The 19,718-nt window shown below is 45.6% G+C and carries 14 protein-coding genes and 1 pseudogene; 13 read left to right on the top strand and 2 right to left on the bottom strand.

What is annotated here, in order from left to right; all coding sequences use genetic code 11:
- Nucleotides 1-26: 26 nt before the first annotated feature.
- The 11 genes and pseudogenes from IR173_RS11280 to IR173_RS11230 all read left to right on the top strand — a co-directional run bounded on the left by IR173_RS11280 (nucleotide 27) and on the right by IR173_RS11230 (nucleotide 14,233).
- Nucleotides 27-2,063, top strand: coding sequence for a M13 family metallopeptidase (locus IR173_RS11280; RefSeq protein WP_237039699.1), 2,037 nt, complete (start codon nucleotides 27-29; stop codon nucleotides 2,061-2,063).
- A gap of 163 nt (nucleotides 2,064-2,226) precedes the next feature.
- Nucleotides 2,227-2,646 (top strand): DUF6769 family protein, encoded by a 420-nt coding sequence (locus IR173_RS11275; protein ID WP_237039698.1) that lies wholly within the window; start codon nucleotides 2,227-2,229, stop codon nucleotides 2,644-2,646.
- A gap of 95 nt (nucleotides 2,647-2,741) precedes the next feature.
- The gene (locus tag IR173_RS11270) at nucleotides 2,742-4,001 is read left to right on the top strand and encodes an efflux RND transporter periplasmic adaptor subunit (RefSeq protein WP_237039697.1); all 1,260 of its coding nucleotides are present in this window, start codon (nucleotides 2,742-2,744) and stop codon (nucleotides 3,999-4,001) included.
- A gap of 12 nt (nucleotides 4,002-4,013) precedes the next feature.
- Nucleotides 4,014-7,097 carry an efflux RND transporter permease subunit gene (locus IR173_RS11265; RefSeq protein ID WP_237039696.1) on the top strand — a complete coding sequence of 1,028 codons (3,084 nt, stop codon included), beginning with the start codon at nucleotides 4,014-4,016 and terminating at the stop codon, nucleotides 7,095-7,097.
- Nucleotides 7,098-7,247: 150 nt separating this feature from the next.
- Nucleotides 7,248-8,417: a TolC family protein gene (locus IR173_RS11260; protein ID WP_237039695.1), complete on the top strand. Its 1,170-nt coding sequence runs from the start codon at nucleotides 7,248-7,250 to the stop codon at nucleotides 8,415-8,417.
- A 154-nt stretch (nucleotides 8,418-8,571) separates the two neighbouring features.
- On the top strand, nucleotides 8,572-9,273 hold the full coding sequence (locus IR173_RS11255; RefSeq protein WP_237039694.1) for a type 1 glutamine amidotransferase domain-containing protein: 702 nt from the start codon (nucleotides 8,572-8,574) through the stop codon (nucleotides 9,271-9,273).
- 14 nt (nucleotides 9,274-9,287) lie between these two features.
- Nucleotides 9,288-10,016 (top strand): nitroreductase family protein, encoded by a 729-nt coding sequence (locus tag IR173_RS11250; protein ID WP_237039693.1) that lies wholly within the window; start codon nucleotides 9,288-9,290, stop codon nucleotides 10,014-10,016.
- Nucleotides 10,017-10,032: 16 nt separating this feature from the next.
- Nucleotides 10,033-10,179, top strand: a pseudogene (locus IR173_RS11245) (ATP-binding protein); the annotation flags it as partial.
- Between the two features lie 244 nt (nucleotides 10,180-10,423).
- Nucleotides 10,424-11,341 (top strand): homoserine O-acetyltransferase MetA, encoded by a 918-nt coding sequence (gene metA / locus IR173_RS11240; RefSeq protein ID WP_237039692.1) that lies wholly within the window; start codon nucleotides 10,424-10,426, stop codon nucleotides 11,339-11,341.
- Entirely contained in the window at nucleotides 11,338-13,194 is a 1,857-nt protein-coding gene (locus IR173_RS11235) for a peptidase U32 family protein (protein ID WP_237039691.1), read from the top strand. Before metA ends, IR173_RS11235 begins: the two co-directional genes overlap by 4 nt.
- Nucleotides 13,195-13,273: 79 nt before the next feature.
- Nucleotides 13,274-14,233, top strand: a complete 960-nt coding sequence (locus IR173_RS11230; protein ID WP_394800667.1) for a bL32 family ribosomal protein — start codon at nucleotides 13,274-13,276, stop codon at nucleotides 14,231-14,233.
- A gap of 189 nt (nucleotides 14,234-14,422) precedes the next feature.
- Here the strand turns inward: IR173_RS11230 and IR173_RS11225 are convergent, their stop codons facing one another.
- Entirely contained in the window at nucleotides 14,423-16,735 is a 2,313-nt protein-coding gene (locus IR173_RS11225; RefSeq protein WP_237039689.1) for a TonB-dependent receptor, read from the bottom strand.
- 87 nt (nucleotides 16,736-16,822) lie between these two features.
- A complete protein-coding gene (locus tag IR173_RS11220) occupies nucleotides 16,823-17,416 on the bottom strand; it encodes a response regulator transcription factor (protein WP_237039717.1) in 594 nt (197 codons plus the stop codon).
- 146 nt (nucleotides 17,417-17,562) lie between these two features.
- Here IR173_RS11220 and lpdA point away from each other — a divergent pair, with 146 nt between their 5' ends.
- Nucleotides 17,563-18,912 carry a dihydrolipoyl dehydrogenase gene (lpdA, locus tag IR173_RS11215; protein ID WP_237039688.1) on the top strand — a complete coding sequence of 450 codons (1,350 nt, stop codon included), beginning with the start codon at nucleotides 17,563-17,565 and terminating at the stop codon, nucleotides 18,910-18,912.
- A complete protein-coding gene (locus IR173_RS11210) occupies nucleotides 18,912-19,670 on the top strand; it encodes a lipoate--protein ligase family protein (protein ID WP_237039687.1) in 759 nt (252 codons plus the stop codon). Before lpdA ends, IR173_RS11210 begins: the two co-directional genes overlap by 1 nt.
- Nucleotides 19,671-19,718: the final 48 nt, after the last annotated feature.

Genomic DNA, 19,718 nt, shown 5'->3' with positions numbered 1-19,718 from the left:
AAATATAATTTTATATATAAATTCAGATGAAAGCAAAACATTATTTACCTATGGCTGCACTGGCGCTGACGATAGCTGCCGGTTGTGAAAGCAAGAAAGAGGCTGTGATGGCTTCAGGAATAGATTTAGGCAACTTGGACACAACGGTTGTCCGGGGTGCGGATTTCTTTCAATATGCTTGTGGCGGGTGGATGAAAAAACATCCGTTGACAGACGAGTATTCACGCTTCGGCTCATTCGATATGCTGGCCGAGAACAATCGGGAGCAGTTAAAAGGGCTGATTACGGAAATTGCCGGACAGGAAAATGAGAAAGGCACGGTAGCTCAAAAGATTGCCGATATTTATAATTTGGCGATGGACAGTGCCAAACTGAATGCAGAAGGGATAGAGCCTATCAAAGCTGATTTAGAGAGAATCGCTTCGGTAAAAGACAAGGCGGAGATTGTTCCGATGATGGCTGAATTGTCTCATATCGGCATACGCCCTTATTTTACTTTCTTTGTTGATGCCGATATTATGGACAGTAAGAGCAATTTGTTTCAGTTATATCAGGGAGGTATCAGTTTGGGTGAGAAAGAATATTATTTGGATACCGATGAGGCTACAACAGATATTCGTAATAAATATAAGGAACATATTGTAAAGATGTTCCAGTTGGCGGGCTTTGATGAATCTGCCGCCCGGAAGAATATGGAGGCAGTCCTTGAAATCGAAACACGCATAGCCAAAGCTTCTTTCAGTGCTGTGGAACAGCGTAATCCTGCTGCCAATTATCATAAGATGACGCTGGATGAATTGAAGAAATCTGTTCCGGGCATCGATTGGGATGCATTTCTCAGTGGGGTGGGAGTAAAAGGTGTTACGGAACTGAGCGTGTCTCAAGTGGAACCCATCAAGGAAGTGGAAAAGATAATCAATACCATACCTGTAGAAAAGCAGGTTGCTTATATGCAATGGAAGTTAATCAATCGGGCTGCCGGTTATTTGAGCGACGACTTTGTGGCACAGAATTTTGACTTCTATGGCAAAACTTTATCGGGAAGAAAAGAAAACCAGCCGCGCTGGAAACGTGCGGTAGGCACTGTGAACGGTATGCTGGGTGAAGCGGTAGGACAGATGTATGTGGAAAAATATTTCCCTGCTGCGGCCAAAGAACGTATGGTGCAGTTGGTTAAGAACCTGCAGACTGCTTTGGGCGAACGTATCCGGAACTTGGAATGGATGGGCGACAGCACCAAGACAAAAGCCATCGAGAAGTTGAATTCTTTCTATGTGAAAGTGGGCTATCCCGATAAGTGGAGAGATTATACGGCTTTGGATGTTGAAAAAGACTCTTATTGGGCAAATGTGAAACGTGCCACTAAGTTTGAACTCGATTATGAATTGGCAAAAGCCGGCAAGCCGGTAGACCGCGACGAGTGGGGAATGACTCCGCAAACGGTGAATGCTTATTACAATCCCACTACCAATGAAATTTGTTTCCCAGCCGGTATCCTTCAGTATCCGTTCTTTGATATGAATGCCGATGATGCTTTCAATTACGGAGCTATCGGTGTGGTTATCGGACATGAAATGACTCATGGGTTTGATGACCAGGGACGTCAATTCGATAAGGACGGTAACTTGAAAGACTGGTGGACACCGGAAGATGCGGAACGTTTCAATACACGTGCCCAGGTAATGGTGAACTTCTTCGACAGCATTCAGGTATTGCCGGGATTACATGCGAACGGTTCTTTGACTTTAGGTGAGAATATTGCCGACCATGGAGGTTTGCAGGTTTCTTTCCAGGCATTTAAGAATGCAACAAAAGATGCTCCTTTGGGAGTGGTGGACGGATTTACACCCGAACAACGCTTCTTCTTGTCATACGCCGGAGTATGGGCGGGTAATGTACGCGATGAGCAGATTCGTCTACAGACAAAATCAGATCCTCATTCTTTGGGCAGATGGCGTGTGAATGGGGCACTTCCTCAAATCGGAGCATGGTATGAGGCGTTCAATATAACCGAAAACGATTCGATGTATTTGGCACCGGAGAAACGGGTTTCTATTTGGTAAGATATTCTTTATATTCGCCGGTAGAGGGTAGGTTGGGAATTTCACAAGTTTAATCGGAAAACAGTGAAATTGGGAATCTTCCCTCTACGGCGGATATTTTTTCTTTTGATATAACTCTCTTTCTATTTGGATTTTAATCAATAAACCGTTATTTTTGCGGGCGATGAAACGGAGAAGGTACATAGCATATTTTTTGATACTTGTTAGCATCATTATGTTAACGGCATCTGTCTTGCCGCATCATCATCACCGTGAGATACTTTGTTTACAACATGATATTGCAGTCTGTGGCTGTCAGTGTTCGGGGGAACATCACAACCACGATATATCGCATGACGAGCACACTTGTAATGCCGGTTGTGTGACCAAATTCAAGAGTATTACTCCCGATAAGGTGCAGAATAGCGTTTCACCGGACTATTCCTTCTGTTCATTGCTTTACACGGTGCCGGACATTCTGTTGCTTTCATTGCGGCTTGCCGAACACAACACGACTCCAGATATTTATTATTTAGAAAAACTTCATTCCACATGCCTCCCTCATGTCAAGGGGTTGCGTGCTCCTCCTTATGTTCTTGCTTAACAGATAGAAACGACCTTTTTATCCGCAACTTTGTTGCATCTTTATTATCCTAATTTTGTCATCAGATTAAAAAAGTAAGAACAAATAATATCATCATGAAGAAACTTATCTTTATGGGAGTCTTGGGCTTGTTCCTTTTAGGCTCTTGCAACAGTAAATCGGGCCATGACCACGAAGGACACAATCATGGAACGGAGGAAGCACATAATCACGACCACGAAGGACATGACCATAATCACGAAGGACATGACCACGAAAAAGAAAACCACGACCATGAGAATGAAGGTCACGAAGGTCATAACCATGAAGCGGAAGCTGCTGTAGCCGGTCACTCTGACGAAATCATCTTGACTCCCGAAAAAGCGAAAGCGGCCGGGGTAGAGTCGGAAATTATCCAACCTAAAGCATTCCGTCAGGTGATAACCACCAGCGGACAGGTGCAGGCTGCACAAGGCGATGAGAGCGTAGTCGTTGCCAATGTAGCCGGTGTGGTGTCTTTTCGCCATCCGGTAACGGACGGTATGAGTGTAAGCAAAGGTGCTCCTATCCTGAATATCTCTGCAGAGAACATGCCGGACGGAGACCCCGTAAAACGTGCCCGCATTGCATACGAGACTGCAAAGAAAGAATATGAACGTGCTGCCAAGTTGGTAGAAAGCCAGATTATATCGCAGAAGGATTTCAACACCATCAAGGAGAGTTATGAAAATGCGCAATTGGCATACGAGGCTATTTCGAAGAACCAGACCAAGAACGGTGTGTCGGTAACGGCCCCTTTGGGTGGTTACATCAAGAATTGTCTGGTACAGGAAGGCGACTATGTATCGGTAGGCCAGCCTTTGGTAAGTATCACCCAGAACCGTCGTCTGTTCCTGCGGGCCGATGTTTCCGAGAAATATTATGGTTATCTGCATAGCATCCAGTCGGCCAACTTCAAGACTCCATACGATAATAAGGTATATGAGTTGGGTGAGTTGAAAGGACGTCTGCTCTCATACGGTAAGGCATCCGGGGGTACTTCTTTCTATGTACCTGTAACTTTCGAATTTGATAATCGGGGAGATGTGATTCCCGGCTCGTATGTGGAGGTGTATCTGCTCTCGTCGGAAATGCCTGATGTATTGACTTTACCTGTTACGGCATTGACCGAGGAACAAGGCCTGTACTTCATTTATCTGCAAGTGGATGAGGAGGGATATAAGAAACAGGAGGTAACTTTGGGAGCGAGCAACGGAAAGGAAGTGCAGATTCTGACCGGTTTGAAAGCCGGCGACCGTGTGGTAACAAAGGGAGCCTATCAAGTGAAGTTGGCATCGGCCAGCAATGCGATTCCGGCCCATAGTCATGAACATTAATCAGCCGTACCTATGCTAAATAAGATTATACATTTTTCGCTCCATAACCGTATCTTGGTTCTGGTAGCGTCGGTTCTGCTGCTTATCGGCGGTACTTACACGGCTTTTCATACGGAAGTCGATGTGTTCCCCGATTTGAATGCGCCGACTGTAGTGATTATGACCGAAGCGAACGGTATGGCCGCCGAGGAAGTGGAACAATTGGTTACCTTCCCCATAGAGACTGCCGTAAACGGTGCGACCCATGTGCGTAGGGTGCGTTCGTCTTCCACCAATGGCTTCTCTGTCGTTTGGGTGGAATTTGAATGGGATACCGATATTTATCTGGCTCGTCAGATTGTCAGTGAGAAACTTTCTTTGGTCAGCGAGGAACTGCCCGGAAATGTGGGTAAGCCTACAATGGGGCCTCAATCTTCTATTTTGGGTGAGTTGCTGATTATCGGATTGACTTCGGATACCACTTCCATGCTCGACCTTCGTACGCTGGCAGACTGGACTATCCGTCCGCGACTGCTTTCTACAGGAGGTGTGGCACAGGTTGCCGTACTGGGAGGTGATATTAAAGAATATCAGGTGTTGCTCGACCCTGCCCGCATGAAACATTATAATGTCACGTTGGCCGAAGTGATGAATGTCACCCGTAACATGAATCAGAATGCCAACGGTGGGGTAATTTATGAATATGGAAATGAATATATCGTCCGCGGAGTGCTTTCCAGCCATGATGTGGCACAATTGTCACGTTCCGTCATCAAGACGGTGGAAGGCGTGCCTGTTACCTTGGAAGATATTGCCGATGTGAAGATTGGCTCGCAGGAACCGAAACTGGGTACTGCTTCAGAGAGGGGGAAACCTGCTGTGCTGATGACCGTGACCAAGCAACCTAAAACAGGAACCATTGAACTGACCGAACAGTTGGAGGCCGCATTAAAGGATTTGCAGAAGAATCTTCCGGCGGATGTACACGTTTCTACGGATATTTTCCGTCAGAGCCGTTTTATCGAAAGTTCTATCGGCAATGTGAAGGATTCCTTGTATGAAGGCGCCATCTTTGTGGTGATTGTCCTCTTTCTGTTCCTTGCCAATGTGCGTACCACGGTTATTTCATTGGTTACTCTTCCGTTGTCATTGATTGTATCCATATTGACCCTTCACTATATGGGACTCACTATCAACACCATGAGTCTGGGGGGTATGGCCATTGCCATCGGTTCGTTGGTGGACGATGCCATTGTGGATGTGGAGAATGTATGGAAGCACCTGCGTGAAAACCGCTTGTTGCCCGAAGGGGAACGTAAAAGTGTGATTGAAGTCGTGTTCAATGCTTCGAAAGAAGTGCGTATGCCTATTTTGAACTCTACCTTGATTATTGTAGTCAGCTTTGTTCCCTTGTTCTTCCTCACCGGAATGGAAGGCCGTATGCTGGTTCCGCTGGGCATAGCCTTTATCGTAGCGTTGTTTGCTTCTACGGTTGTGGCTTTGACGCTGACTCCGGTGCTGTGCAGTTATCTGTTGGGTAATAATAAAGGTAAGGAGTTGCCGAAAGAAGCGTTTATAGCCGTATGGATGAAAAAGCATTACCGCAATGCCTTGTTATGGTCGTTGAATCATAAATCCGTTGTATTAGGTTTTACGGGTACACTGTTCGCTGTGGCGTTGGTTGTATTCTTTACATTGGGGCGCAGCTTTCTGCCATCTTTCAATGAAGGTTCGTTTACCATCAATATCAGTTCGTTACCGGGCATCTCCTTGGCAGAATCCGACAAGATGGGCCATCGTGCGGAAGAGTTGCTGATGTCTATTCCCGAAATACAGACCGTAGCCCGCAAGACAGGACGTGCCGAACTGGATGAACATGCGCTTGGGGTCAACGTGAGTGAAATCGAGGCTCCGTTTGAGTTGAAAGACCGTTCCCGTCAGGAATTGGTAGCCGATGTACGTGCCAAACTCTCTACCATCACCGGTGCGAATATTGAGATAGGCCAGCCCATCAGCCACCGTATCGATGCCATGCTTTCGGGTACGAAGGCCAATATTGCCATCAAATTGTTTGGTAATGATTTGAACAAGATGTTTGCCATCGGTAATCAGATAAAGGATGCCATCAGCAGCGTGGAAGGCATTGCCGACTTGAATGTGGAACAACAAATAGAGCGTCCGCAGCTCAAGATTGTTCCCAAACGGGAGATGCTTGCCAAATTCGGCATTTCCTTGCCGGACTTTGCCGAGTTTGTATCTGTAAACATGGCGGGTGAAGTCGTTTCACAGGTATATGAGGAAGGCAAGGCGTTCAATCTCATTGTCCGTACCAAAGACGAGGTGCGCGATGAAATGGAGAAGGTGCGTAACTTGATGATTGACACCGGTGACGGTCAGAAGATTCCTGTGAACTATGTAGCCGATGTGGTTTCTGCCATGGGCCCCAATACCATCAGCCGTGAGAACGTAAAGCGTAAGATTGTGATTTCCGCCAATACCAGCGGCCGTGACTTGCGCAGCGTGGTGAATGATATTCAGGAACGTATTGACCAACAAATCAAATTGCCCGAAGGATATCATGTGGAATATGGCGGCCAGTTTGAGAGTGAGCAGGCGGCCAGCCGCACATTGCTGCTTACCTCATTTATGAGTGTCGTGGTCATCTTCCTGTTGCTTTATACACAGTTCCGCAGCGCCGCGCAGAGTGGAGTTATTCTGTTGAATCTGCCTTTGGCATTGATTGGCGGTGTGTTTGCTTTGGTAATAACGACCGGTGAAATCAGTATTCCGGCCATTATCGGATTCATCTCCCTGTTTGGTATCGCTACCCGTAACGGTATGTTGCTCATCAGTCATTATAATGACCTGCGTGCCGGTGGCATGGAGCTGAAGGAAAGTATTCTGCATGGTTCTCTAGACCGTCTGAATCCGATTCTGATGACCGCCTTATCCTCAGCTTTGGCTTTGATTCCGCTGGCGTTCCGTGGCGACTTGCCGGGAAATGAGATACAAAGTCCGATGGCGAAAGTAATCTTGGGAGGTCTTTTGACTTCGACTTTCCTGAACGCTTTCATCATTCCGATTGTTTATGAACTGATGAACCGAAAGAAGAAATAATATATCATCGTGGGGCGAGTTGGATGCCATAGCTGTCAAGTCGGGAAATGGTATTTTCGTACTATGGGCAGACACATGGGTCTGCCCATACGATGGATGTTTTCCTTAGCTTGACCTTCAAATAGAGTCCCAATTTAATAAGAAAATAATATGAAACGAATTTTACTTATAATAGCCCTCTGCTCCCCCTTGTTGGTGCAGGCCCAGAGTATTGACCATATCTTGAAAAGCATTGAGCAGAACAATAAAGAACTCAAGGCACAGAAGCACGCCGCCGATGCTACCAAGATGGAAAACCGTACAAACAACAATCTGCCTGACCCTACGGTGAGCTACAGTTCTTTCTACAGCAATGCCGCCGAAGGCGGCCACGGTACGGAATTTGTCGCTTCGCAAGGCTTTGATTTTCCTACCCAGTACATCACCCGCAACCGTCAGGCTACTTTGCAGAACGAAGCGGTGGACAAGCAGCAACAGGCTGTCCGCAGGGATATCCTGCTGAATGCGAAAAACCTCTGCCTGGACCTTATTCTGTTGAATCAGGAAAAGACATTGATGGATATCCGCATGAAGAATGCCGATGAATTGCAGGCACTTTATGAAAAGCGTCTGACCACCGGTGATGCGAACATACTGGAAGTAAACAAAATCAAGATGGAGCGTATGAATGTACAGACGGAAGTTGCCCAAAACAGTGCGGCCCACCGTACTGCTTTGCAATCTCTGCTTGCCATGAACGGCAACATGCCTTTGGAATTTGCGGAAACCACTTATCCTTCCATACAGGAAATCAATGATTACAATACCATGCGGGATGAAGTGGTGGCATCAGACCTTGACTTGCAGACCGCTGCTGCCACTACTCGTGCCGCCGAGAAGCAGGTTTCGGTAGACCGCCAAGGCTGGTTGCCTAAACTGGAAGTCGGTTTCCGTCGTAACACGGATGATGTGGCTTCGATGAATGGTTTTGTGGTAGGGGGCTCCTTGCCTTTGTTTCAGAACCGTAAAAAGGTAAAGATAGCCAAGGCGCAGGCTATCAGTGCACAGTTGATGCAAGAGAACGCTAAAGATCAGGTTGAGGCTTCTCTGATGTCTCTTTTCAATGAAATGCAGCAGTTGAAGGATGCCATAAAAGCGTATGATGTCCCCTTGATGTACCGTTCTTTGGATTTGTTGAAGCAGGCATTGACCGAAGGACAAATTTCACTGATTGAATATTTTGTGGAAACCGAAAGTATTTATAAGAATCTTCAGGCGTATATGCAGATAGAGAACCAATACCAGAAGGTGATGGCGAATATCTATAAGAACAACCTGTAAGGCGTTAATATCCGGTTACTTTTTCTATTGGATTGTTATAAGGACAATGAAAAAACGGAGAAAGTAATTAAAATAATATTAATGATTTATCCGGCTGAGATACAATAGTGTAGGGGTTATGTTATGATTGACATAACCCATAAAATTTATAGATATGGCAAACTTGAAAATATTGGCAGTAGTAACCGGAGATAGTGAATTTGCGGATAAAAATCTGAAAACCGGATTATGGTTGAGTGAACTTACCCACATCTATCATCGCGCTAAAGAACAGGGAGCAGAAATTACCATTGCCAGTCCCAAGGGCGGTGATACTCCTATTGATCCTGAGAGTTTGAAATCTTTACTTATGGATGAAATAACTAAAACATGTTGGAATGATCCCGAGTTTAAGGATGCGTTACAGCATGCTGAAAGTTTGGATGAAGTTGCCGGAAAACAGTTCGACTGTGTCTATTTGGCAGGAGGTCATGGTTCAATGTATGATTTCCCGGATAATGTGGTTTTGCAGGCTATTATAAGGGAACAGTATGAAAACAGAAAGATGGTAGCTGCCATTTGTCATGGCGTTTGTGGATTGTTGAATGTGCGGCAATCCGATGGTGAGTATCTGATAAAGGATAAAAACCTTACGGGATTCAGTTGGCCCGAAGAAGTTTTGGCGGGACGTGAAAAGGTAGTGCCTTTCGATTTGGAAGCTGAGTTGAAAAAAAGAGGCGCCCACTATGAAAAGTCTTTGATTCCGATGACTTCAAAAGTAGTCATTGATGGCAATCTGATAACCGGAGAGAATCCGTTCAGTTCCAAGAAAATGGCAGAAGTGGTTATGAACCGGTTAAATGAGGCAAACATATAAAAGTTGATTAGGAAATGAATTTAGAAGAAGTATTGAACTTTCGCCGGTCTGTGCGGAAGTTTGACAGAAGCAAACCGGTAGATCCGGAAAAGGTAAGGCATTGCCTGGAACTGGCTGCGCTGGCTCCCAACAGCTCCAATATGCAGTTGTGGGAGTTCTATCAAATAACGGACTCGCAACTGATGGCGAAAATAGCTCATGCCTGTCTTGACCAGTCGGCTGCCTCTACAGCTTCCGAAATAGTCGTCTTTGTCACCCGTCAGGATTTATATAGGAAGCGTGCACGCTTCGTCCTTGACTTTGAAGAAGGGAACATCCGGCGGAACAGCCCGAAGGAACGCCAAGAGAAACGCATCAGGGATCGGAAGTTATATTATGGTAAACTCATGCCCTTCATCTATGCCCGGTTCTTTGGCCTATTGGGGCTTTTCAGGGTAATCTTGGCAAGGACCATCAGCCTGTTCCGACCTATGATGCTGGAAGTATCCGAGTGTGACATGCGTGTGACGGTAAATAAATCCTGTGCGCTTGCCGCCCAAACTTTTATGATCGCTATGGCAAACGAAGGATACGATACTTGTCCATTGGAAGGTTTTGACAGCAGGCGGATGAAGAAACTATTGAAACTGCCTCATGGTGCAGGCATTAATATGGTCATACCTTGCGGCATCCGGGATGGCAACAAAGGAATTTGGGGCGAACGCGGCAGAGTTCCCTTCGATGAGGTTTATCATAGAATATAGGGTGGAGAAGGTATCTCTCAGAGTGGAGATTCACCGTCCGGGCACTTTGCCCAACGGCTTGCAAGTGGAAGATATAACCAATGGCACTTCGATGCCTCGTAATAACTTCCTCTTCAGCAATGCCATCTATCTTCTTCCCTATACCGGTGCAGGCAGTGGTATTATAGAGATATCCGCTGTAAATTTATGAAAAAAGAATGATTGGAGTAATATTCTAAAGAATTTCTGCAATATTTCTTTATTGCACGGACTGTTGGATTTGATATCATGGGCTCCGTCTGTTGGGCTGCACAGAGGTCACGAAATATCAATTATGGTTATTTTGTTTGTTTCAAATGTCGGTTTAACAAGGATATGTGGCGGGATTTTTTTAATTTTGCACCTGCAACTAATTAACAGATAAGAAAATGCCATTAAATTTACCCGATAAACTACCTGCCATCGAATTACTGAAAGAAGAGAATATCTTCGTTATTGATAATTCGCGTGCCAATGCACAGGATATCCGTCCGTTGAAGATTGTGATATTGAATTTGATGCCGTTGAAGATAACCACAGAGACGGATTTGGTGCGTTTGCTTTCCAATACACCGCTTCAGTTGGAAATTTCGTTTATGAAACTCAAAAGTCATACTTCAAAGAATACACCGGTGGAGCACATGAAAGCCTTCTATCGTGATTTTGACTTGATGCGTAACGAAACGTATGACGGCATGATTGTGACCGGTGCTCCCGTTGAGCAGATGCCGTATGAAGAGGTGACTTATTGGAACGAAATCACGACTATTTTTGATTGGGCGCGTACTCATGTCACATCTACGCTTTATATTTGTTGGGCGGCACAGGCAGGGCTTTATCATTTTTATGGAGTACCTAAATATCCGTTGGATAAAAAGATGTTCGGCATCTTTGAACATCATGTCAATGTGCAGGGATTGCCTATCTTCCGTGGGTTCGATGATGTGTTTTTTGTGCCTCACAGCCGTCACACTGAAGTGCGCCGTGAAGATATTATGAAGGTGAAAGACCTCACCTTGATAGCCGAGTCGGATGATTCGGGAGTTTATATGGCAATGGCCCGCAACGGCCGTGAGTTCTTTATCACCGGACATTCCGAATATTCGCCTTATACGCTCGATACGGAATACAAACGCGATTTGGGCAAAGGGCTTCCTATTGAAATGCCGAGAAACTATTACCGTGGAGACAACCCGGATAATGCGCCTTTGGTGCGCTGGCGCGGACATGCCAACTTATTGTTCTCCAACTGGCTGAATTATTACGTATATCAGGAAACTCCATTTGATATAACTCAGATACGATGATTAGACAACGAAAGATAGAATTGCTGGCTCCTGCCAAGAACCTGGAGTGCGGTATGGCGGCTGTCGACCATGGTGCCGATGCTGTCTACATCGGCGCTCCCCGTTTTGGCGCACGTGCGGCGGCCGGAAATTCTTTGGAAGACATAGCGGCATTGGTGCAGTACGCTCATTTGTATAATGTGCGAATCTATGTGACTGTCAATACTATCCTTCGCGATGAAGAGTTGAAGGATACGGAAGAAATGATATGGGAGTTGTATCGTGCCGGTGTGGATGCACTGATTGTGCAGGATATGGGACTGTTGGAGTTGAACCTGCCGCCCATTCCTCTTCATGCCAGCACGCAGATGGATAACCGTACTCCCGAAAAGGTGAAGTTTCTGGCAGAGGCGGGGTTTCGTCAGGTTGTGTTGGCGCGTGAACTTTCGTTGCCCGAGATTGGCAAGATACATGAGGTGGTTCCCGAAGTACCGCTTGAAGTGTTTGTGCACGGAGCACTGTGCGTCAGTTATAGCGGACAGTGTTATGTCAGCCAGTCCTGTTTCGGGCGCAGTGCCAATCGGGGAGAATGTGCACAGTTCTGTCGCTTGGCGTTCGACCTGGTGGATGCGGATGGGAAAGTCATTGTGCGTAATAAGCATTTGCTTTCGTTGAAAGACCTTAATCAGAGTGAAGAACTCGAACAGTTGCTGGATGCCGGTGCTTCTTCTTTGAAGATAGAAGGGCGTTTGAAGGATGTTTCGTATGTGAAGAATGTGACGGCTTATTATCGCAAGAAATTGGATGCTGTCTTTAAACGTCGCACAGAATATATCCGTGCTTCGTCGGGAACGGTGAAAACGGACTTTAAGCCACAGTTGGACAAGAGTTTCAGTCGCGGGTTTACTAATTATTTCCTGTTTGAACGCAACAAGGATATCTTTTCTTTTGATACTCCGAAGTCGCTGGGCGAGGAGATGGGGACGGTAAAGGAAATCCGTGGAAACTATTTGACTGTGGCCGGGGTGAAATCGTTCAATAACGGTGATGGGGTGTGTTATCTGGATGAAGCCGGAAAATTGCAGGGTTTCCGCATTAATAGGGTGGAGAACAATAAACTGTTCCCGCAGGAGATGCCTCGTATCAAGCCTCGCACGCTGCTTTACCGTAACTTTGATCAGGAGTTTGACAAGCAGATGCAACGCAAATCCGCCGAACGCAAGTTGTCGGTTGCTCTGGTATTGGCGGAGAATAATTTCGGTTTTACGCTGACATTGACGGATGAAGACGATAACAGTGTCAGTGTGGTATTGGAGCGCGAGAAAGAATTGGCGCGCACTCCGCAGACCGATAATCTTCGTACCCAGTTGGGCAAATTGGGAAATACGCCTTTCGAACCGACAAGCATTGATATCGACTTTAGTGAGAATTGGTTTATCCCTGCTTCTGTCCTTGCCGAATTGCGCCGTTCGGGAGTAGAGAAACTCTTGGAAGCCCGCCGCATCAATTATCGCCGGGAATTATATAAATTGCCGGAGACACATCATTCTTTTCCGGTTTCAGAACTTACCTATTTGGGTAATGTGATGAATGACGGAGCTTATTCTTTCTATCAGAATCATGGGGTGCAACGCATTGCTCCCGCTTTTGAGAAAGTTCCGGTTGAGGATGCCGTATTGATGTTCTGTAAACACTGTTTACGATATAGCATGGGATGGTGTCCCACTTATCATAAGGTGCGTTCTCCTTATAAGGAACCTTACTGTCTGGTCAGTGCGGATGGAAAACGTTTCCGTCTGGAGTTTGACTGTAAGCATTGTCAAATGAAGGTGCTTTCTGCTTCGGGGGAGCCGAAAGTTTCTTCTTCTCATTAATATAACCATGAACATTCTCCGCTATAAACCGAATCTGAAGAAATCGGGCTTCCAGTTTCCGACAGGGAATATAGTGGGGATGAAATGGGTATGGCTGCTTCCGTTATCAGTACTCTTTTCTTTTTTCTTTTCCTGCCAATATCAGGTGCCTGACTTTTCTTTAAAAGGAGCCTCGCAGAAGACAAAAGATTCTGTGGACTATTTGATGGAGCATTATTATACGTTGAATAGTAATTTCGAAGTGACTTCGGATTCTCTGTTATTGCAGCAATTGCCGTTGATAGATGTGCTGCCGGTTTATAAAGGAGAGAAGCTGGTGGTGGCGGAGTTTATGGTTCAGGCTGCTGATACGGTGGATTCGGTGTGGGTTAAGGTGGCTCGCGACCAAGAGACAATGGGGTGGATTCGCGAGGGAGAATTACTCAAGAAAGTGGTTCCGGTTGATCCTATTTCACAGTTCATTCATCTGTTCAGCAGTTCCCATACGGTAGCTTTCTTTATTGTTCTGGCTTTGTTTGGTATGGGATATTTGTACCGGGCGATACGTAAAAAGCGTTTGCAGCTCATCTGGTTTAATGATATCGATAGTGTTTTTCCCAATATACTGACACTGCTCATGGCTACAGCCGCTACTCTTTATAGCAGTATTCAGCATTTTGTGCCGGGCACATGGGAGCAGTTTTATTATGCTCCTTCCCTTAATCCTTTGGATTTACCGTTTATTCTTTCGTTGTTTATGTTTAATGTGTGGGGCATTGTTCTGGTCGGGCTGGCAACATTGGACGAGTTGTTTCATCAAGTTCGCGTAGAGGCGGCTTTCTTTTATTTATTGGGATTGATGTCTTGTTGTATCTTTCTGTACTTGTTCTTTACATTTACCACTTATTACTACATTGGATATCCTTGTCTGGTGGTTTACGCCGTATGGATATTCAGAAGTATCAAACGTGCTTCTCATTATAAGTTCAGTTGCGGAAATTGTGGTGCAAAGATGAAATCGAAAGGTATTTGTCCCCATTGCGGTGCTATCAATGAATAAGATAACGAGGGTGTGTCGAAACTAAACCGGCCTATCCAATCGTCAGCTGTAGGGGCAGGGTTTGCCTGCCCGAAGACACAAAGTAAACTGTTTTCGGGCGAGCGAACCTCGCCCCTACGAACTAAACGACAGCATTATCCACGTTTTGACACAACCCCTGGAATTTTTATCTTTTTGATGTTGAACTTCCTAGAAGTGATAACGCACGTCTACGCCGAGTTGCAATGGTTTGCTCCTTTGTTCAAAACCTCTTTCCATACTTTCAAAATAGAACGTGGTATAATCTTTATTGGTGAGGTTGCGTCCCCAAAAGTCTATCTGTAAAGCTTTTGCCTGTAAAGAGATACGTCCGTTCAAGGTACCGTAAAAACTTTGTGATACATCGTTCTTTTCTGTCCAGTAAATCTTTCCGGCACCGGTATAATTGAGGCCGACAGTCAGGCTCTGTGCCCACTTGTTTCCACCAAGGAAGAAACTGTAATTGGCGCCCACATTCATGGTATGGCGTGGGACGAATGGAACGTAATGGCCGCTATAATCGATGTTCTCGTCTGACGAGCTCTTTCCGGCATCGTACTTCTTGAAGGTAGAGTGAGTATATCCGTAGCTTCCGTTCAAACTGAGATTTCTATTGACGGATGCGGTCAGGCTGACTTCCGCACCATAGCTTTCACTGCTTCCTGCATTGACCATCATACGTCCCAGTCCGCTTTCTACAAACTTGGCAATCTGCTGGTCGCGGGTATCCATATAGAAGGCGGCCAGGTCAGTTTTCAACTTACCGCCGAACAGACTGAGATGTGAACCGATTTCGTAGTTCCAACTATATTCGGGCTTGTAGGTTACGAGGTTTTTTATTTCATCGTCGCTGACAGCACTTCCTGCACCCGGACGTTGTTTTAATGCGCTTTGCAATAACTCGGAGAACATCTGTATATTGTAACCGCCGCTGCGGAAGCCACGGCTGACAGTCGCATAGATATTATTCTGCTTGTTAAAGTCATATTTCAAAGCGAATTTAGGTAACAACTGTACATGGTCATCATCCAGCTTGCCTATAAACTCAGCTGCCTGTTCCATCGGTTTTCCCATCGGCTTTCCCGCCATATACATCTGAATGTTCATGGCTGCCGAAGAATTATAGTCTATCTTGTTCTTTTCGTAGTCCAGACGCAGCCCAACGGTAGCAGACAGATTCTCGAATAATAAATGGTTGAAAGTGGACTGATGGAAAATAGCTGCCCCCAATACCGGAGTGTCGAAGATGCCGGGTACGGGCATTGTCTCGCTCAATATCTTCAAGTTGATGGGCATCCCCGATGAGGCCATTCCCTTATTGATATTATTTTCCAGCCATTGGATTCCTTCGGATTGGAAGGTGACAGGAGCATCGGTATGCAGCCATTGATAAAAGCCGCTTGCACCGGTTACCCAAATCCAGCGTTGGTTCTTTTTGCTCTTGAAGGTAATCTCTTCGCTCAGGGTATTGATACGTTGTTTTTGTTCTATGTTGTAGATGTCGACAGGCAGGAAGTCCTGATCCAGATACATACGGTCGGTCAGGTTTTGATATCCTGTCACGGCATTCATGATGAAACTGTTGCCCTGATATTCTATGTTCAGCCCAGTGTTGAACAGTCCGCGACGGTAACCGCAGTCACGGTTATAGCTGATTTTTCCGATATGTTCTTTGTATTCTTCTTTACTTTTATTCAGGGCTCCCGTATAGTAATAAGGATAGCCGCCTTCATCGCTATAGTCGTAACCAATCGTAAAGTCCAGTTTTAAATTGTCTGAAGGCAGCCAGATGGCACGGATTCGTCCGCCTCCGGCTTCCATGTTATCAATTTTCTTTCCGTTATATGCATTGCGGAAGAAGCCGTCCGAACCTTCATAATAGCCCCCTGCCGAGAAAGCAAAGTGTTCATTCCAACGGTGATAATGTGTCAGTGAGGCGCTACGGTGATTGCTTTTGCTGCCGTAACTCAGTTTCACATCAGTCCCCTGATAAGAGAATGGCGAACGGGTATGTACTTTAATCAGCCCCCCCATCGTGTTGCGTCCATATAATGTACCTTGAGGTCCGCGAAGGATGTCGATACGTTCTATGTCATAGAAATTAAAGTCGAACGCAGACTTGTCTATATAAGGAATGTTGTCTACATACAATCCTACAGCCGGAGTGTTGATGCGTGAACCGATTCCACGGATATAGACTGCGGAAGTGATTTTTGAGCCATAATCGGGCATAAAGAAATTCGGAACCAAAGCACTTACATTTTTCAGTGTCGTAATCTGATTGGCTTGCATGTCTTTCTGTGAAATCAAAGAGACTGCATTGGGAAGCTCTCTTAGCTTGCCGGTTTCTTTGGGTGAAGCAATGACGACCACTTCTTCTATATCAATCACTTTAGTTGTATCTTTGGGAAGTGTGTTGATGTCTCCTGCGAGCGCTGTCGCAGACAGTAGACAAGTCGTTGCCAGTAATAGGTTTCTTTTCATATTTATTGTTTGGTTTGAGTAGTATTGTAATTCATTTGCAAAGTAAGGGCAAACGAATGGTTTGTACAATCCTCATTTATTAGGATTTTAAATTTTGTCGGCTTCTATATAGCCGTTCATTACGGCATAGACGGTGAGTCCGGATACAGACTTGATGCCCAGTTTCTCTGTTATATTCTTGCGATGGGAAATGACGGTGGTCAGGCTGATGTTTAGTTTGTCGGCTATCTCTTTATTGATGAGTCCTTTGGTGATGAGTATCAGCACCTCAATTTCACGGGCGGATAATTCATGCTCCGTTTTAGGCATTTGTGTTTCCGGATGCGCGGCATGGGTTCTTGCCTGATGACCATACTTGCGCAGTTGGAGGATATCTTTTATCAGCGATTCTTCATCCTGATAGATGTTCAACTTAGGTACACCGGCTAGTTGGGGCTGACTGTCACCGCCTGCCAATACAATGGTTTTAGGCTTGCGGGGAAGAAAGAAGGAGGTATGTTCAAAATAAATTTGAGCGGAGATGAAATAGTGCGCATACATGTCCGGCGTATCGTCCACCAGTTCGCCAAAAGAATGGAAGATACGGATAACAGCCGTCGGAATCATTCCTTGCAGAATGTTCTGTAACCCCAGACAAGTGAGGGTATTAGGGTCTATTATGGCTATCTCGGGATGGGGCATATTCATTGTTTGTTGCAAAGATACATATCTTTTAGTTAAAATAATCTGTGAATGGGAGAAATGTTACTCGGGCAGGTGAATTTGTGCAACTTACTCTCTCTCTTATTTGTTATTATATCAATAATATAACTTAAAACCTTAACATTATGAAATATGATATAGCAATAATAGGCGGAGGGCCTGCCGGATATACTGCTGCGGAACGTGCGGCAGCCGGAGGGTTGAGAACTGTTGTATTCGAGAAAAAGGCAATTGGCGGTGTGTGTCTGAATGAAGGATGTATTCCCACCAAAACACTTCTGTATTCGGCCAAGCTACTTGATTATGCCAAAGGAGCCGGAAAATACGGCATTTCCGTGCCCGAAGGGGTAGGGTTTGATATGGAGAAGATGATTGACCGTAAAGACAAGGTGGTGAAGAAGTTGACCGGTGGAGTGAAAATGACCGTACAATCTTATGGCGCCGAATTGGTGGAGAAGGAAGCGATTATCGAGGGTGAAAGTAATGGGAATATCCGTATTGTTGCCGGTGGTGAAGTGTATGAAGTGACTTATTTACTGGTGTGTACCGGCTCGGAGACGGTCATTCCACCCATAAAAGGCTTGTCAGAACTTGACTATTGGACTTCCAAAGAGGCTCTGGAGAGCACTTCTCTGCCTCAGTCGCTTACCATTATTGGTGGCGGAGTGATAGGGATGGAATTCGCTTCTTTTTATAATAGTATGGGGGTGAAGGTCAGTGTCATTGAAATGATGCCCGAGATATTGGGGGCGATGGATAAAGAAACCAGTGCCATGCTGCGGACTGAATATCAGAAAAGAGGAATCAAGTTTTATCTGGGTTCTAAGGTAACGGAAGTCGGCGGTGCCGGTGTTACCATTGAGAAAGAGGGCAAGTCGTCTGTTGTAGCGGCGGATAAGATATTGGTGAGTGTCGGCAGGAAGTCCAATATAAATAAGGTGGGTTTGGATAAACTGAATATTGAACTTTTGCGCAATGGGGTAAAGGTGGACGAACACATGCAGACTTCTCATCCGCGGGTGTATGCTTGTGGTGATATTACCGGGCATTCCATGTTGGCACACACTGCTATTCGTGAAAGCGAAGTCGCCATTAATCATATTTTGGGGGCGGCAGACCGGATGAACTATGATTGTGTGCCGGGAGTGGTTTATACGAATCCCGAACTTGCCGGAGTGGGAAAGACCGAAGAGGAGTTGAAAGCTGCCGGTATACGTTTTCATATACAGAAATTGCCCATGGCTTATTCGGGACGTTTCGTTGCTGAAAATGAAACAGGGAACGGACTGTGCAAACTGATTCTGGATGAGAATGACCGGGTAATTGGCTGTCATCTGTTGGGGAATCCTGCCTCCGAAATAATTATTGTGGCAGGCATTGCCATTCAGCATGGTTTTACGGCAGAAGAGTTTCAGAAAACAGTTTTTCCGCATCCCACGGTGGGAGAGATTTACCACGAAACACTCTTTGCCTGATGTTTTGCATTGATAACCGCTGCACGGATGTTTATTTTAACCTGGCGGCTGAAGAATATCTCTTGAAGCGGAAGGAGGAGGACTATTTTATGATATGGCAGTCCGAGCCATCGGTGGTGATAGGTAAAAATCAGGCTCTGCAGATGGAAGTGGACGAGGACTTCAGGCAGATGAACGGTATCCGTCCGGCACGCCGCTTTTCGGGAGGCGGGGCTGTTTACCATGACTTGGGAAATGTAAACCTCACTTTTATAGAAACAGATTCCCGACCTGACTTTAAATACTATCTGCAACGGGTAATCGATTTCCTGGATTATCTCGGGATAAGGGCTGATGCTGATGAACGGATGGGGATTTATGTCGACAACAAAAAGGTTTCGGGCAGTGCCCAGTGCATTCATAAGGACAGGGTAATGTATCATTGCACTTTATTGTTTTCCACAGATTTGGTTGCATTGAATGCCGTATTAAGGAGCAGACCGAAGGGAGACGGGCGGATTCCCGGATTGCGGGAGGCGCGTGCGATTTCTTCTGTGCATAGCGAAGTGGTCAATCTCAGTCATTTTGTAGATAGCACGGTAAGCCTGAAACGCTTCATCTGTCTTCTGTTCCGCTATTTCCTTGCTGAAGAAGAGTCAAACGGCATTTACCGTTTTACCGCAGAAGACCGTCATGCCATAGAAGCGATTCGGACAGATAAATATGCGGATGAGGGATGGATATTCCATCGGTCAGCCTTAAAAAAAGATTTAACTTAAAACTTTATGTTTCAGTGGCTTGTTAGTCTGTCATGGGAAACAAAAACT

Source organism: Phocaeicola faecalis (genome assembly GCF_021730445.1).
GTDB classification, from domain to species: domain Bacteria; phylum Bacteroidota; class Bacteroidia; order Bacteroidales; family Bacteroidaceae; genus Phocaeicola; species Phocaeicola faecalis.
This window is presented reverse-complemented; position numbering and strand designations above follow the sequence as displayed.